The organism is Photobacterium profundum, assembly GCF_003026285.1.
GTDB classification, from domain to species: Bacteria; Pseudomonadota; Gammaproteobacteria; order Enterobacterales; family Vibrionaceae; genus Photobacterium; species Photobacterium profundum.
In genome coordinates, this window is record NZ_PYOD01000003.1 from 1 (window position 1) to 15,918 (window position 15,918).

At 38.3% G+C, this 15,918-nt stretch carries 16 protein-coding genes; 8 read left to right on the top strand and 8 right to left on the bottom strand.

All coding sequences use genetic code 11. From position 1 onward, the window contains the following. Positions 1 to 332: 332 nt before the first annotated feature. From C9J48_RS09460 to C9J48_RS09470, 3 genes are all read left to right on the top strand, one after another. A complete protein-coding gene (locus C9J48_RS09460; protein ID WP_006230078.1) occupies positions 333 to 1,961 on the top strand; it encodes a lytic polysaccharide monooxygenase in 1,629 nt (542 codons plus the stop codon). 76 nt (positions 1,962 to 2,037) lie between these two features. Next, positions 2,038 to 3,195: a cytochrome-c peroxidase gene (locus C9J48_RS09465; protein WP_006230077.1), complete on the top strand. Its 1,158-nt coding sequence runs from the start codon at positions 2,038 to 2,040 to the stop codon at positions 3,193 to 3,195. After that, positions 3,192 to 3,701, top strand: coding sequence for a hypothetical protein (locus C9J48_RS09470; RefSeq protein WP_006230076.1), 510 nt, complete (start codon positions 3,192 to 3,194; stop codon positions 3,699 to 3,701). Before C9J48_RS09465 ends, C9J48_RS09470 begins: the two co-directional genes overlap by 4 nt. A gap of 102 nt (positions 3,702 to 3,803) precedes the next feature. Here C9J48_RS09470 and C9J48_RS09475 read toward each other — a convergent pair whose 3' ends face one another. Genes C9J48_RS09475 through C9J48_RS09490 form a run of 4 tightly spaced genes read right to left on the bottom strand, consistent with a single transcriptional unit; the run spans position 3,804 to position 7,243 of the window. Continuing rightward, positions 3,804 to 4,751: an amino acid ABC transporter permease gene (locus C9J48_RS09475; protein ID WP_006230075.1), complete on the bottom strand. Its 948-nt coding sequence runs from the start codon at positions 4,749 to 4,751 to the stop codon at positions 3,804 to 3,806. A gap of 2 nt (positions 4,752 to 4,753) precedes the next feature. Then, positions 4,754 to 5,563 (bottom strand): transporter substrate-binding domain-containing protein, encoded by an 810-nt coding sequence (locus C9J48_RS09480; protein WP_006230074.1) that lies wholly within the window; start codon positions 5,561 to 5,563, stop codon positions 4,754 to 4,756. Positions 5,564 to 5,614: 51 nt separating this feature from the next. Further along, positions 5,615 to 6,442: an amino acid ABC transporter permease gene (locus C9J48_RS09485; protein ID WP_006230073.1), complete on the bottom strand. Its 828-nt coding sequence runs from the start codon at positions 6,440 to 6,442 to the stop codon at positions 5,615 to 5,617. A 39-nt stretch (positions 6,443 to 6,481) separates the two neighbouring features. After that, the gene (locus C9J48_RS09490) at positions 6,482 to 7,243 is read right to left on the bottom strand and encodes an amino acid ABC transporter ATP-binding protein (protein ID WP_006230072.1); all 762 of its coding nucleotides are present in this window, start codon (positions 7,241 to 7,243) and stop codon (positions 6,482 to 6,484) included. Positions 7,244 to 7,687: 444 nt separating this feature from the next. Between C9J48_RS09490 and aroG the strand changes: the two genes are divergently transcribed. Then, positions 7,688 to 8,740: a 3-deoxy-7-phosphoheptulonate synthase AroG gene (gene aroG, locus C9J48_RS09495; protein ID WP_006230071.1), complete on the top strand. Its 1,053-nt coding sequence runs from the start codon at positions 7,688 to 7,690 to the stop codon at positions 8,738 to 8,740. Positions 8,741 to 8,884: 144 nt separating this feature from the next. Here the strand turns inward: aroG and C9J48_RS27875 are convergent, their stop codons facing one another. Next, the gene (locus C9J48_RS27875) at positions 8,885 to 9,058 is read right to left on the bottom strand and encodes a hypothetical protein (RefSeq protein ID WP_006230070.1); all 174 of its coding nucleotides are present in this window, start codon (positions 9,056 to 9,058) and stop codon (positions 8,885 to 8,887) included. 463 nt (positions 9,059 to 9,521) lie between these two features. Continuing rightward, on the bottom strand, positions 9,522 to 10,055 hold the full coding sequence (locus C9J48_RS09505) for a DUF4136 domain-containing protein (RefSeq protein WP_006230068.1): 534 nt from the start codon (positions 10,053 to 10,055) through the stop codon (positions 9,522 to 9,524). 152 nt (positions 10,056 to 10,207) lie between these two features. On the opposite strand from C9J48_RS09505, the gene C9J48_RS09510 reads away from it, so the two are divergent. Next, positions 10,208 to 10,567 (top strand): ArsR/SmtB family transcription factor, encoded by a 360-nt coding sequence (locus C9J48_RS09510; protein ID WP_006230066.1) that lies wholly within the window; start codon positions 10,208 to 10,210, stop codon positions 10,565 to 10,567. Positions 10,568 to 11,271: 704 nt separating this feature from the next. Further along, positions 11,272 to 11,757 (top strand): hypothetical protein, encoded by a 486-nt coding sequence (locus C9J48_RS09520; RefSeq protein WP_006230064.1) that lies wholly within the window; start codon positions 11,272 to 11,274, stop codon positions 11,755 to 11,757. A gap of 6 nt (positions 11,758 to 11,763) precedes the next feature. On the opposite strand, the gene C9J48_RS09525 is transcribed toward C9J48_RS09520, so the two are convergent. After that, a complete protein-coding gene (locus tag C9J48_RS09525) occupies positions 11,764 to 13,242 on the bottom strand; it encodes a hypothetical protein (protein ID WP_107281104.1) in 1,479 nt (492 codons plus the stop codon). A 208-nt stretch (positions 13,243 to 13,450) separates the two neighbouring features. On the opposite strand from C9J48_RS09525, the gene C9J48_RS09530 reads away from it, so the two are divergent. Continuing rightward, the gene (locus C9J48_RS09530) at positions 13,451 to 14,257 is read left to right on the top strand and encodes a crotonase/enoyl-CoA hydratase family protein (RefSeq protein WP_006230062.1); all 807 of its coding nucleotides are present in this window, start codon (positions 13,451 to 13,453) and stop codon (positions 14,255 to 14,257) included. 562 nt (positions 14,258 to 14,819) lie between these two features. Continuing rightward, entirely contained in the window at positions 14,820 to 15,308 is a 489-nt protein-coding gene (locus C9J48_RS09535) for a hypothetical protein (RefSeq protein WP_006230061.1), read from the top strand. A 147-nt stretch (positions 15,309 to 15,455) separates the two neighbouring features. On the opposite strand, the gene C9J48_RS09540 is transcribed toward C9J48_RS09535, so the two are convergent. Further along, the gene (locus C9J48_RS09540) at positions 15,456 to 15,860 is read right to left on the bottom strand and encodes a DoxX family protein (RefSeq protein ID WP_308811171.1); all 405 of its coding nucleotides are present in this window, start codon (positions 15,858 to 15,860) and stop codon (positions 15,456 to 15,458) included. Positions 15,861 to 15,918: the final 58 nt, after the last annotated feature.

Here is a 15,918-nt window from a genome sequence, read left to right on the forward strand (position 1 = left end):
AATTAATGCTTCTTTAATTTGCATTTTCATTGTTATGAAAGTTAAATATTGTGATGTTGTACCAATATAACTTCCAACTAGATTGCGATTTTTTGCTCGTTTAATAAATATAATAGCGTGGCAATAATTCTTCGTAATTATTTATTAGGTAACTAAGTGTTTTAATAAATCATGGCATTTGGTATGCGCCGAATAATTATAGTTCTGAAGTTATTATGGTCATAACCTTAAATTAATAATAATTCATTTGTATGGTCAATTAATTGCGAGTTAGTCATGCTTTTATTTGATTTATATGTTCCATTACATCTGAAAAAAGGCTAGTGAATATAATGAGTACCTTTAAAAAATCATCTTATGCTCCTTTACTGTTGTCATTATCCGCTGCTGCAGCTGTATTAAGCTCTACTACAGTACATGCACATGGATATATGACTTCTCCACCAGATTACGCTCAGGCCTGTTCAACAGGACAAACAACATCGGATGAGCTTTGTTCTGAAACGGCTTCAGTAAATAAAAATGGTATTAACCAGGGAAGTGCTGCGAATAATCATCAAGCTGTGGTTTTTGATAATCAGCTATGTTCCGCCTCAAAGGGTGGCGAATATAGTGTATTAGATGTTCCTAGTTCAGACCGATATACAACTACAATTGCACCGGATGAAAATGGTGAAGTTGAATTTTCATACTATGTTACAGCTGAGCATAAAACATGGTACATGGATGTATTTGTAACCAGGAATGGTTTTGATCCAGACACACAAACCCTGACTTGGGGGGATTTAGAGCGCATTGATACAATTGATTATAAAGGTCAATTACTTGAACGGGGCGATCAAAAATATAAAGTACAATGGCCAGAGGATAAAACAGGTAAACGTATTGTTTATAATATTTGGCAACGTACAAACCCAAATCAGCCAGATCATGAAGTGCTAGGATCACCGCCACAAGATGAGTGGGACAGTAATGAAGCATTTTATAGCTGTATGAATGTGTATGTTGATGGGGGGGATCCTGGTCCTGGTAGTGAATGGGTGCATGAAGAAAAATTTGCCGATGATAAAGGTGATTTAAATGTCGGTGATACGGTTAAAGTACGCATCATGATGGAAGGTACTGAAAAATATACACCTTCTGTTGATATTGATAATCACAATACATCGGCATCCGTTTGGAAGTTAGATTTAGCCAAAGAGATTAATAATAACCCTTCTGCTACTGAATACATGAAAGTAGGTGTAAAAAATAGTGATGACGAAGTTATTCTTTCGGATTATGCAGATCACAACTATATCTACTTTAAAGAAGAAGGTCTTTCTCATTTAGTTGAAGTTATTAATCCCGAACAGGATGATTTCCAGTTTTCATGGGATGGTCTTGAAGATGAATACGTGATGAGTGGTGGTCAGTTAGTTTTACCTATTAATCTTCAAATAGATGAAGGAGATGATGGCCAGTATACTTATGAAGCACTACTAACCGAGATCACTCAAAAGTCAGGTGCTCCGCAAATGGTTAGTGGTACAGTTGGTGAACAACCAGCTAAGGCCTTTACTCTTACGGAAGCTGCGAGCTATAGCGTGAAAGTAACAGTAACCGATGAATATGATAACCGTGAAGAAAACATCTTTACTTTTGTGGTTCAAAACGAAGATGTTCCTGAGCCAACTGACACGCAAGTAACTTGGGTTAATAACCACAGCCAACCTTTAATGAGTGCTCTACAGTCTGGTATCTGGGGTGAGTGGGTTCAACCTGGTTCACAATTAACTGTTCAGCCAGATGGCGGTATCTTCAATATTCCAGGTTGGGAAGTTGAAGAGGGCGAAAGCACAACATTTGGTGCCGCGATCAATAATGGTGTTAGTTATGTTAATTGTGGTTCGTTACCGCTGACAGGAAATATTGAAGTTATTGTTGCTTCGGATGGTACCTGTAGCGTGAGCATCAAATAAACCATATATGATGAGTAAGGGCGGTGCAGATTTCGATCTGTGCTGTTTTTATTTATTCTGAGTAAATATACTAAATATGAAAATAGTAAAAAACAGGCGATTAGTATCGCTGTCAATTATCGTATTTTATATAAGTACGCCAGCCTATGCCGAGCAATTAACCAGCCAAGTCGAGTTAGGGCGCTATTTATTTAATGATGTAAGGTTGTCTAAATTTGGTAACCGAAGCTGTGGCCTATGTCATTCGTCAGATCATGGCTGGACGAATACTTTTAGTCGAACTATTGATATTAATGACCGAGTGAGCACCTTAAATACACCATCATTATTGAATGTTGGAAAATACCCGTTATATATGCAGAGAAGTATTGGGCTTAATGATCTAGAGGAAACGATCATGCTGCCTTTATTTTCTCAGCAGCCTAAAGAAATGGGAATGACAGAGACACTATTGCTTGAAAGGCTAAATAAAAGCAAAGAAATATATGGACCATTATTCGAACAATCTTTTGGAAATGAAAAGGTGACGACTGGTCGAGTGCTTACTGCTCTCAGTGCATATGTGAATACAATACAATCGACTGATACCGCTTACCAACGCTACCGTGATGGAGATCTTCAAGCATTAGATGCACAACAAAAAAAGGGAATGCGCCTATTTAACAGTGAGCGCTTAAAGTGCAGCCAATGTCATGGTGGCGAATTGCTAAATCAACCTACAGGGGGAGAACCTTTTGCGAATACTGGTCTATACGGGTTACCTATCAGCGAAGAGGAATACTCTTATCCAAGAAAAGAAACTGGACTGGAAAAATTTACAGGTAATAAAAGTGATAATGGCAAGTTCCGTATACCGTCATTAATTAATGTAACTAACACTGGTCCTTGGGGGCATGATGGTAGTTTTAGGCATCTAGGAACGGTGATTGATACTTATTCTGCTGGTGGTAGACAGACTACGTTTGGTCCTAATACTGGTGATGGTCGCCTGCACCCAAACAAAGATCAAAGAATCCAGGGCTTTTCGATGACTGCAGAGCAAAAGCAACAGTTACTTTCTTTTTTATCGGCATTGGCAGTACCAGAGACGGCTTTTTCGAGTGGTCATCAATCGCCATTTTGTTCTCTTATCCCATTGAAAAATAAACCTGATGCAAAGGGATGTTTGCCCCCATTTTTTTATAAAAAACCAAACGCGTCGATGGCACTGTCTAATGAAGGTATAGAGCAATGAAAATCAATTTATCATTAATAGTATGGATACTGGCATTAAGTATGATGGTGTTTACTGTATCTGCACAAGAAACGGCAGATAAACGTATCTCAGTACTAGATAGTCGAAACGCCTACTTCAAGCAAGAATATGTTTTAGCGTGCAATCAGGAATTGATTAAATTGGATTATCTTGCCTCTACGGAAGATGAAGCGGCACAGCAAGAGATCACTGTCGAAAAGACTTTAGGTTATCAATTAACATTAAACCAGCAGGGGGAAGGCTACTTACAACTTGCTATTACTAAATGGAATGAAAAGCTAATTATGTTTCACAACAAAGATATTAAGCTTGAAATTCCGGGTGGCGATGTAACGGGTTCATTGATTGAAAACCAACACTGTTTTGGTCAAGATAAATGGATCACCCACTTTAATACGCATGAATGGGGCAGTTATACGTTAAAACTGACGGGAAAACCCAATCAAAATGTGGAGTTGTCGATCATTAAGGAAATCGCTAGATAGTGGGGGAGATTTGCTCGACTATCTGGTTGTTAGTTAATTCAACGGCTCACATTGCGAGCCGTTGTCTTTTTCTTGGGGTCAACGGTGAAGTATTCTCGTACTTTACCTGGCTAGATGTCGTTGACTGCGTTTTTCTAAACGACTAAATAATAGTGATAGCCCCAAACATAACACCAGGTATCCAACCCCCACTAGTAGCCAAATCTCGAAGATCAGCCCCGATGAATTAGCCATTTCACTACCAACAAAGGTCATTTCTTGAATAGAGATGAGTGAGATGATCGAAGAGTCTTTCACCAACGAGATAAACTGACCCGCTAACGGTGGCACTATGCCCGCAAAAGCTTGTGGAAATATCACATCACGAAAGCGGCTCCAACGTGAAAGCCCTAAAGAGTCGGCAGCCTCCCACTGTCCTTTCGCTATCGCATCAAGCCCTGAACGTATAATTTCAGCAATGTAAGCGGCAGAAATCAAGCCAACACAGAGTACGCCTGAAAATAGGTTCTCCCATAATTTTGACGAACCAAATAAGAAGTGCTGTAAGCCATTAATATCGCCCGCATGGTGGCGCAGTGTATCAGCAAGCCCAATAGCAGGAACCAACTGACTTGAAATGAAAAAGTAAAAAATAAAAACAAAAACAAGCGGTGGAATATTCCGAACAAGTTGAATATAAGCTTGTGCAGGTAGACGTAAAATCATTAATGACGAACGACGAGCAAGGCCTAGAAATAAACCGAGTAAACCCGCAAAGATCATTCCCCATAAACTTAGGCGAATAGTGGTCACAAATCCTTGAAAGAAGTAGGGAAGCTCACCTGGTTTGCCTGCCGAGAATATCAGTTCTATGGCTTTATGCCAGCGCCACTGGTAATGAATGCCAGCAGAAGATTGAATGTAAATCCAACCAATAAATACGCTAATAGTAGCAAGTAAAATCCAATCAAGTTTATTGAGTTTAATTCTTAAAATGAAAGGCAGCAGCGCCGGGGAATTACTCTCCGACGTGCTTTTTTTTAATGTATTTTTAATGTTGCTTTGCGACAAAGTTATTGTCCCTCAGATATCTGGTTTTGCCAATCAAGTGTTGTGAACCAGTAATCGTGACGCTCTTTTAACCAGCCATCTTCGGTACGAAGTAAAATCCAGTTGTTGAAGAAATTAAGTAGATCAAATTCACCATGACGAATGGCAAATGCTTCAGAACCACGGCTTAAACGGTCGGTTAATGGAATAAAGAGCTTTTCATTATACTGAATCGCCATTTGCTCAGGCTTAGGTGATGATGCAAGAACAGCGTGTGCGTTGCCATTAAGTACTTCTTGGAATGCTTGTGCATCATCATCAAACTGACGAAGCTTAGCTTTTGGGAAGTATTTTTTTGCTGTTTCGACTGTGAAAGCACCGCGGCGAACAGAAAGGGTAACACTGCGCTTGTTATAATCGGCAATCGTTAACTTGTCTGCAGACTTTTCTTTATTTGCCGCTAGCTGTACACCTGAGTGTGCATAAGGTGCAGTAAACAAAACGCTCATATTGCGTTGTGGTGTAATTGATAAGCCCCCGATGATCACATCAAACTTACCTGCAAGTAGGGCTGGAATAATACCATCCCATGCAGTAGGGATGAACTCAACTTTTAAGCCTGCATCTTTAGCAAGGCGGCGAGCAACATCAACTTCAAAACCGACAAGTTCACCTTGTTTATCACGCATGGCCCAAGGAACGAATGTTGAAAGCCCCACACGTAATGTACCGCGCTCCTTTATATCAATGAGTGTACTTTTTTCTGCAGCAAGAGCGTTTGTGCCCATCATTAATGTTATTACCGCAAGACAAGCGGCGAGTAATTTTTTCATGCTTCCTTTCTCCTTTAAATACGATGCTACATCGTGTGCTCGGATATATTCTTATTGTGTTGGTACGTTCATTTTATGTTCTAACCAAGCCGCAAACCCTGATAGCATTAAAGTAACGCATAAATAAATGCCAGCAACGGTAAACCAAACTTCAAATGGCATTGCGGTATCAGCAACAATATTACGACCTTCCGTTGTTAAATCAAAGATAGCCATGATGCTGACAATTGAGGAGTTTTTTACTAAAGAGACTGTTTCATTTGTGAGTGGTGGCAATATTCGACGGATCATCTGCGGCAATATAACGAAACGATACCCGTCTATTGCTGATAATCCTAAACTACTACAAGCTTCAAATTGTCCTTTGGGAATGTTATTTAAGCCAGCCCGAAAAATTTCGGCAGTATAAGCACCTTGAAATAGCGAAAGGGCTAAAACTGCTGTGGTAAATCGCTCTAGTCCCAATACAGGACCAAAGACAAAGTACAAGAGGTAAATTTGTACGAGCAATGGTGTATTGCGGATCAGTTCAATATAACCTCGTGCTAAACCTCGTCCTACTATTGAGCCAGATAAGCGTAATAGTGCCGTTACCAGCCCAATGATCAAGGTAAAAATAAGACTAACAGTTGATATCTTTAAGGTAACGAATAAGCCTTCGAGCAATTCAGCAGGAAACCATTCGCCATCTTCGATAAACCAGAGATATTGTGGAATGCGATACCACTGCCAGCGATAGTTCATCGCTTCAGCGCCAGCGTTTAATAGCCATATTAAACCAAGTGTCACTAATGCTATTTGTAATAAACCAGAGAGTACAGGCTTTAGAATCCTATAGCTTACTGAGGGTGTTGCTGTAGAGAACGTCTTATTTAACATCAAATAAATAATATCTAGTATAGAGAATCGGCTAACGAGTTAGTAACTTAGTATCTGTTCTAAGAACTGCTTGGTTCGTTGTTGTTTGGGGTTATCAAATAAAGTTGCTGGTGGCGCAATTTCAACTATTTCGCCTTCATCCATGAATACCACACGATCAGCTACTTGACGTGCAAACCCCATTTCATGAGTCACACATACCATAGTAATCCCTTCATTAACAAGCTCTTTCATAACATCTAACACTTCCCTTATCATTTCGGGGTCAAGCGCAGAGGTGGGCTCGTCAAACAGCAGAATGTCGGGTTTCATGCATAACGAACGGGCAATCGCGACACGTTGCTGTTGCCCACCAGACAGTTGTGCTGGGTATTTATCAGCTTGGTGACTGATATGTACTCGTTCTAGATAATCACGAGCTAACTTTTCTGCTTCAATTTTCGACATTTTTAATGTTCGACGTGGAGCGAGCATTAAGTTTTCTAGCACGGTCATATGCGGGAAAAGATTAAAGTGTTGAAAAACCATACCGACTTTGCCACGAATAGCTTTTAAATGTTTACCATCAAGAGATTGATCTGCAACATTCAATTGACCTGAATTATATTTCTCCAGACCATTTATACAGCGAATGAGTGTTGATTTACCAGAGCCAGATGGGCCACAAATGACTAAACGTTCACCACGGTTAATCGTTAAGTTTATGTCTTTCAAGGCGTGAAAATCGCCATACCACTTATCAACGTGTAAAAAAGAAATAATGGGATCATCTCTTAAGGTTTCAGACTCTTCAGTTAACAAGGGAGATCTCAATAATGTTGAATGTTGACACCATGTTATTGCTTTAAGACGTTTTTTTCAAAGAAATCGATCGTAAATACTGAATAAACAGGAAAAAATATAAGCCACTATGATTTCGAGCTAAATATTGGAATGTATTCTTCCATTGCTTTAAAAATCGATTTAATGGAGCTTCAAGAAGGCGTCGCAAGGGTTTGCTTACATTTTATGATTGAGATCTTTGGTTGATATTCGAACTGCTTGTTAGCAGTATTATGAGGTTTTGTAAGCAGATTTGGTCTAATTCGGTCTTAATACAAAAAAAATGTGTAATTTTATTTCAAATAGCGTTTGCACATGCGGAGTGAAGGCGATAAGTTAGTTTAATGTTTATTGGAGTATGAAAACACTATGGGTATTGACCGATACTTATCATAGTGTTGTAACGCGGGAAGATGAGAAACAATGCAAAAAACAGATGACGTACGCATTAGCGAGATCAAAGAACTTTTACCACCAGTTGCTGTATTGGAAAGATTTCCAGCCACCGAACTGGCGGCTGAAACTGTATATCAGTCACGTAAATCGATTCACAACATTCTGAACGATGAAGATGATCGTTTGTTGGTTGTTGTAGGGCCTTGTTCAATTCATGATACTGAAGCTGCTATCGAATACGGTAAAAAGCTGAAAGTATTACGTGAAGAATTAAAAGGTGACCTTGAAATCGTAATGCGTGTTTACTTTGAAAAACCACGCACCACAGTAGGTTGGAAAGGGTTAATTAACGACCCGTATATGGACAATAGCTTTAAGTTAAATGATGGTTTACGTATTGGCCGTAAGTTGCTACTTGATTTGACCGATATGGGCTTACCAACAGCGGGTGAGTTCCTTGATATGATTACCCCACAATACATGGGTGATTTGATCAGCTGGGGCGCAATTGGTGCGCGTACTACAGAATCACAGGTTCACCGTGAGCTATCTTCAGGTCTATCTTGCCCTGTTGGGTTTAAAAACGGCACAGATGGCAATATTAAGATCGCGACCGATGCTATCGGATCTGCAAGTGCACCTCACCACTTTTTATCAGTGACTAAGTATGGTCATTCAGCCATTGTTTCTACTTTGGGTAATGAAGACTGTCATATCATTCTTCGTGGCGGTAAAGAGCCTAATTACAGCTCAGAACACGTTAATGCGGTGACATCACAGCTGGGTAATGCTGGTCAGCGTAAGAAAGTGATGATTGATTTCAGTCATGCTAATAGTTCGAAGAAGTTTGAACGTCAGATTATTGTTTCTGAAGATGTCGGTCAGCAAGTTGCTAGCGGTAACAAAGATATCTTTGGTGTTATGGTTGAAAGCCACCTTGTTGAGGGGCGTCAAGATATCGTAGAAGGCACAGAGCCAACCTATGGTCAAAGTATTACCGATGCATGTATTGGCTGGGCAGATACAGAAACAGTACTGCGTCAATTAGCCCGTGATGTTGCTAAGCGTCGCGAAGCATAAGCTGACTCTTTGAAATAATAGATAGCCCAGTTAAGTTACTGGGTTTTTTTATGTCTTTAAAAATCTAATTATTCTTCCGCACTTATGCATAAATAACCTTGAACGGTTAAATGTTATTGAAAAGCGAAGAGTATATCCTTAGCTTTACTTGTGCTCATTGATTAACTGTTTATATACAGAGCTGAAAAGCAATCTTTTCCCTTCAGGTAAAAGGTCAGCTATTTCAAAACCTGCATCCTTTAAGCGATGATCACACTCTTCTAAAATATCTTTGATAAGTATTTGTCGATCTGTGGGAGTAATTTCTGCTGCCATCATTAACTCTCTACTTCTAATTAATTGGATAGTTACTTATTCTATCAAAAGCAGTATATTCATTTTATTCAGTCGAAACTTGTTTACCTGCAGTAATAAGTTCTAAGTCTTGCGCTTTATTGCAATGTGCAAATACCTCAGCGCCGCAATTACAGCACTCATATTTCTCCCAAAGCTTTCTTGTCATATATCTTTCTACAAATGTTCTATGTAATTGTTTTAGATTAACACTTGCTTTACACGAAGGACAAAACCTATTAAATAACATGTTGCACTGCTCCCTTTGCATATAAATCCATAGGCGTATTAACGCACATCAGACCAGTTATTATTGGGAGGGGTATCACATATGTGGCCGATGGTGAATATACGGAGTAAGCGGATAGCCTTATTAACAAATATCAATTGTAATGTTTAAACAACGAATATTGCCAGTGGTTAGCAGTGGAGTAACGTAAACTGAAGGTTACTGTGGCGGGTACGTTTTAAACATTTCACTAATCTGCTCATCAATAAAAGTTATTCGTGACTGAGGTGTCATTTCATCCGTCAATTTACGTTGAGAAGTTGAACGCCATATAACCTGATTTGATGTGTTTTGGATTAATTCTACAATTAATTTACCATATCTAGTTTCTTTATATCGTGTTGGTGATCTGAACCCTACACCGACGTTGCTAGCACCGTAACCAAAACCAACACTCGTCCCGTAAGACTGTAACTCTGATTCTGCTTGTATATAATATTTAACCGTTAGATCTGTTTTTTTATCTGCGCCCAATTCTAGCCCTTTATTTGTTAATTGGTAATTTAAAGCATCTTTAACACGTGCTGCATCTAGGCTTGTTGCTGTTTTATTCGTATTTTCTGCAAATTCGTAAGTATGAAATTGGCTGTAATTTACATTTTCTTTAAAATCGGTTGAGACATCAGAGCTACATCCTACAAGAAGTAAGCTAAAAAATGGGATACCAATGAACATCTTAATAAAGCGTGGCATAGAATGATCCTTAAGGTGTCTGATTACAGTATAGCCATGCTTTTTGATTTTAACGTTGAAGTTCAAGGTCAGTCTGATTCCTTTTTATCATTGACTCATATTAAGTTAATACATATTATCGTTAATCGACGATTTGTAGATGAAGTACTCTGATGAATAAAGAAAAGCAGGCATCAAAGCAAGAAGAATTGACCTGTGAAGATGCAGGCTGTATCACTGTTTTAAATGACATCGTCATTGATGAAGCAAAAGAACAAGCGATTGCAACGGCTGCTAAAGCGATATCTCACCCGGCACGAGTTAGAATTTTGCGTATATTAGCTCGTCAGCAAGGTTGCCTTAATAGTGACCTAGTTGGTGAACTTGGCTTAGCTCAGTCGACGGTTTCAGAGCATTTACGCATTTTACGGGAAGCTGGTTTCGTTATTGCTGAACCTAAACCACCTAGAACATGTTTCACTCTAAATAGAGTAAAACTTGATGAATTTGGTGCATTACTCAGCTACCTATAAATTATCTAACTCACATATCTTATACCTATATACCTAAGCCACCTCAAGATGCAGGATTCTCGCTGAAACGAGAATCTTGAGTATAAAGCGTTGGGCTATTGGTTTCCACATCGATACCCATCGTTAAATTCAATGTATTTAGCTTCGTTCAGCTCAAAATCGTAAAGCTTTTGACTATAGTGCGGGAATTGACAGTAGATGGCATACTCCCTGTGTAAACCGTTATCGAGAAAAGCCTCAAAAACATCTTTAGTATCAGCAATCAGTGTTTTATTTACCATCTATGCTCATTAATAGTAATGCAGTGAACTTGATCTTATTAAAGCTATTGAGCGTAAATTTGAATGTCTTATTTTTAAGATTTTAAAATTATAATTGTTATCGTCAGCACTAATTAGCTTAGTCTAAATAAAATAAAGGACAAACACTCCTGTTTATGTATGGATATTTAGATATTACCCTATAGTGATTTTGTGACTGTTTTTTATTATTAACAACTAAATATCATTAAAATCAAAAATATATTTAGAATATCTCTGCATATTGGTAAGTTTTATCTAAACCTATTCCCCTTATATTTAGCTAACATCGTGCTTTGAATCTATGCTTATAACAATTAATTATTGGATGCATTATGTTTGGTTTTAATACCAACATATTGATTTGATAGTGTTGTTGTTATCGATACAGTGAAGAGAGGTATTATGAACGGTTCGCATTTATTGATAGTGCTGTCGAGCATAATGACAACTGCGTGTATTAGCGACTTGTATTCAAAACCTATAGCAAAACGAAATGTTGATATATCAACCATTTCAGAGGAATATGTAAAAGCGACCCGTGGCGGTATCTTAGACTTTACTGCTGCAATACCCGGTAAAGTTTATCATCCACGTGATGGTTATATTGCCTATGAGCGCTTCTGGTGTTTAGACGAAGAAAAAGGTTCTGTTGATGATTATCAATTACTCATCAATGAAGTATGCGAACTCAAAGGTGGCGATATGAAGGGGAGTTGGTGTACTGATAGGCAGAGCCAGCGAGCTCTATTCAGTGCAACAATAGAGCAGAACCAAACAACCTGTACCGGTGGTTACAACACGACTATTATTCATACCCTCGAACCGATATCGTCATCGATTGCATCGGAGTGGATTGCGGCATCAGAAATGTTGGGGTATGAACGCTAGGACTCGCTAAACTTTACTCCACTGTTCACGTAACCTACCATCTAGCTTTTCTGTCAGTGATTTTCCACGGCGCAATATTACATTTGAATCGCCTGCTTTAATTACTACAGGGAACGATGTTGTGAGTATGCCTTGAAAAGCGAGATACTGTTGATTGTGATGAAAATCAAACAGCAGCTCTTGAGTTTTATAGCTAAAAGGTAGACTAAAAGCGCCAGTATGAGAAACAGTGAACATTAATTCAGAAGGGTAACATTGAATTGTTTTTTTAACATAAGCCTGAATAAAGGTATTTGATAAGTTAGGATCATGGAACTTTTGTGCAAACGGTTTAATTGGGTTCTTCATATCCGTTTGTAATCTTTGGAAGTTTTGAACAAAACTAGTTTGATTTATATCGATTTTTTGATCATGTGTCAGTAATGGATTATCGAGAATATTTTGGCGCTGATTTTCTAGCAAAGAGATTTGCGTTTGATAATTCTCAACAAGCATAGCAATATCACGGTTTTGAATGTTTTGTTTATCTCGTAGATCTTTTCGTACTGTTGAAAGGCGTTGGCGTAAACTATCTTCAAAGTATTGGACGTTATTACTTGTATCAAAGAAACCATTTAATGATGTCATTTGATGCCAAAGTTGAGGTGCATAGTTATTAATGATGTTTGAGACGTCGGTACGATCTTCTTTATTAAATCCGGATAGTATTTCTTCTTTATTGATATAAACACAATTTTCTAATACTTTGTTAAGTAGTTCATTCATACCTTTATAGCGACTGCACAAAGTATGAGGACCTTCTACAAAACTAAATTTCAAATCATATAAATCGGAAGTGTCTTCTATGTCTTCATTGATAATTTTAGTTAATGATTTGTTGAATTCATTGCTTAATTTACTGTATTTATCTGTGGCATACTTTATATCATGAACTAAATTATCAATATTGTTTCGATACGTTTTTTCGGGTGTTTCAAGTAGTGTAAGCTCATGAGTCAGGGCCTGAATAGTTTGGTCATAATTATTTAAAGTGTTATCGAAATCTCGTTGCATTAAACGAGCTTGTGATCGAACGGCGATCATATTTTTCAGGTAGCGGTTTTGTGCTATTTCTAAAGCGGTTATATAGGTATTGGCTTCAACGATGTTAGTTGATTTAAGAAGCACTTTTAAATCAGTTACTTGAATCATAAAGTTAGGGTTCTCTAACCAGTGCTGATTGATCAACTTAGCAGACAATGATTGAATTTTAAGAAATGTTTCTGGCACATCCAAGGGGTTATGATCATTTGTAATAATAAAGCCGTAAATTACATCTGTTTTTTTTGCAGAGCTGTCTATATCAAAAGATGATAAATCAAGATGACTTTCTGAGTTACAAGAAACCAGCATATAGATGGTAGATAGTAAGGCAAACTTATATGAGAATCTCATGAGTATTTTTTTCGTTTCAACTTTAAAACTTGCCGATGAGTGTACTAACAATCAACCTCTATGCAACTGGTTTCTCTGCTTGTGTGGCGCTATATAGCAAAATTGATATCTGTTTATATAAAATTTGAACGATCACACTAAATTTTACACTTGCGAAAAATAGCTCTGTCAGTGTTTTTCAGAAAAATACCTATCAAATTAACGATTTTGTTGAATCTGTGTTAAGTTTTACTGGACTGACCAGATAAGGATTGCCGTCATGACGTGGAATAAGTTGGACGTAACAGAGCACAAGGGAGTTGTTACTGTCGCTTTAAATCGACCTGAAAAGTTGAATGCGATCGATAAAGAAATGTTCGATGAATTAGATACGATAAGTAAACAGCTGCGCAAACGAAAAGATATTCGAGCCGTTATTTTGACTGGAAATGGCGGTACATTTAGCAGTGGAATTGATATCAAGAGTATTGTTACTGATAAATCGAAGGTATTGAACTTATTAGCCAAGCTTTTACCCGGCAATGCGAATTTAGCACAACGCGTGTCTCGCAATTGGCGGATGATTCCCGTACCTGTCATTGCTGTTATTGAAGGGCGTTGTTACGGTGGCGGCCTTCAAATTGTTATGGGGGCTGATATTCGTATAGTCGCCCCTAGTACTGAATTGTCGATAATGGAGGTACGATGGGGATTAGTGCCTGATATGGGCGGCTTATTGGCGCTACGTGAAGTAGTATCGAAAGATGTCGCATTAAAGCTAACCTTAACCGGTGATATTATCTCTGCAGAACAAGCACTAGAATTTGGTGTAGTCACAGAGGTTAGTGAACAACCGATGCTGGCAGCGCAAGCTTTATGCGCCAAAATTAGGCAGGCTTCCCCCGATGCTATTGCCGCAATCAAACACACTACAAACCGATGCTGGGTAAGTAGCGAGCGTAGATTATTAGCAAAAGAAACGTTTAGCCAGATCCGTTTATTGCTGGGTAGGAACTTTTCTATTGCAGTAAAGCGTCAGCGCACTTCAACTGATATTGAATATAAAGACCGCCAATCTTTTTGGTAATGAGTCTCTTACTTTTGTTCGATGTAGTCTGAATTAAATAAAAAGGCGTTAAATACGTCTTTATATTAATCATGGATTTAAATTTTGTGCATACCACTTAACTTGATGCTGTAAACTTTGAAGGTGAAGCTTTAAATAAAAAATTAACCTCATGAATGTAGGAGATAAACATCCTACGGAGTCTGCTATAGCTCAAAGAATTTGTATTCCTCTAATAAAGTAATAGAGCCGGCCTAGGATAGGGCTGGTACGAATTAATAAGCTTAATTTAGTGTCCCCCTCCAAAGAATTTGTTTTCGTTGAGTTCAAGTAGAATGTAAAGGTGCAATCGCAACAGTTGCGTGAGCATCTATTTGTGTGTAAATTAGAGAAACCAGCCAACAGCACATATCAGTCCCGAGAAAAACTGTCTGCGAATAGTTACGTACGAAGTAATGAATAAGAGGGTACGAAGCAGTAAAAGCCAAAATTTATTATCAGCGGCGTTGGACTTAGAGCAAGCTTTAGATGTATGCGATAGGTGTTATATGGAATATCGTTAATTTTGGTAAAAGGTAAGATAATGTTTAATAAAAACACTCAACAAAAACTTGTTCGTCTTATATATCTAGTTGGGATCATCATGTATGTAGGCGGAATATTATCTCATATTGTGATCTCAAATGTTCTTGGAACAACAGACTTATATGCAATTTATTACACCGCTGTTTATAAAGAAGAGAGCGCTTACATATTGATTCTTCCTGGGTTGGTTTTAAAGCTTGTTGCCACACTAATTGAATCTCAAGAATATATAACTAAGCCATTGTGGCTAAAGGTTCAGTATGCATGCATGGCTTTTTTGACCATCAACGCTTTTGTGTTTCTAGTACCTATGATGCCGGAAATGACTGAATTAGCGGCGCAAAATATTGAGTTAGGTGCAATCAGTTCAGCTTATAAAAATAGCGCTGCTAAAGAGATGATTGTGGGTATCTCCAACGCATTACCACTCCTAATCATGGTAATACTCAGCGCGGTGGGGGGGAAACTATCTAAATTAGAACACTAGCTTATACCAACTCACCTTGAGGTAACTTAGGATAATAGTGATGAGGTCTGACTGATAGTTACAGACCTTCATCTTTGTATAGGAAGCATATATCAATAGCGGAAATGGAAAAATGACATGCTGTAATTCATAACCACTGTTTCTACGTTACCAGTGTTTATTCAACTTAGCATCGATACTGATTTTACCTGGACCAATAGCAACAAGTGCTAAGAAGCCGCCAGCGATTGAGATGTTCTTCATAAAGTTAATCATTTGACCACTGTTTGATGGGTCGTAATGAAAAAGAAAGGCTGAAATAACAGAAAATACTGCAATTGATAGGGCACTAAAGCGTGTTAATAAGCCAAATAAAATAGCTAAGCCCCCGCCTAATTCAAGTAAGATCACCAGTGGCAACATTGCGCTCGGTACTCCCATTGAATCCATATAAGCTTGGGTGCCAGCATACCCACCAATTTTACCCCAACCGGCATTGATAAAAATGGCAGCAAGCAGAAAACGAGAAATAAGTAATATGTACGGCTGTAAGGTATTAATCATCTTTTCCATTAGGGAGTCCAAACTGTTTATCGAGAGTGAGTGAATGATAAAGAAGAGCTCGGATCTT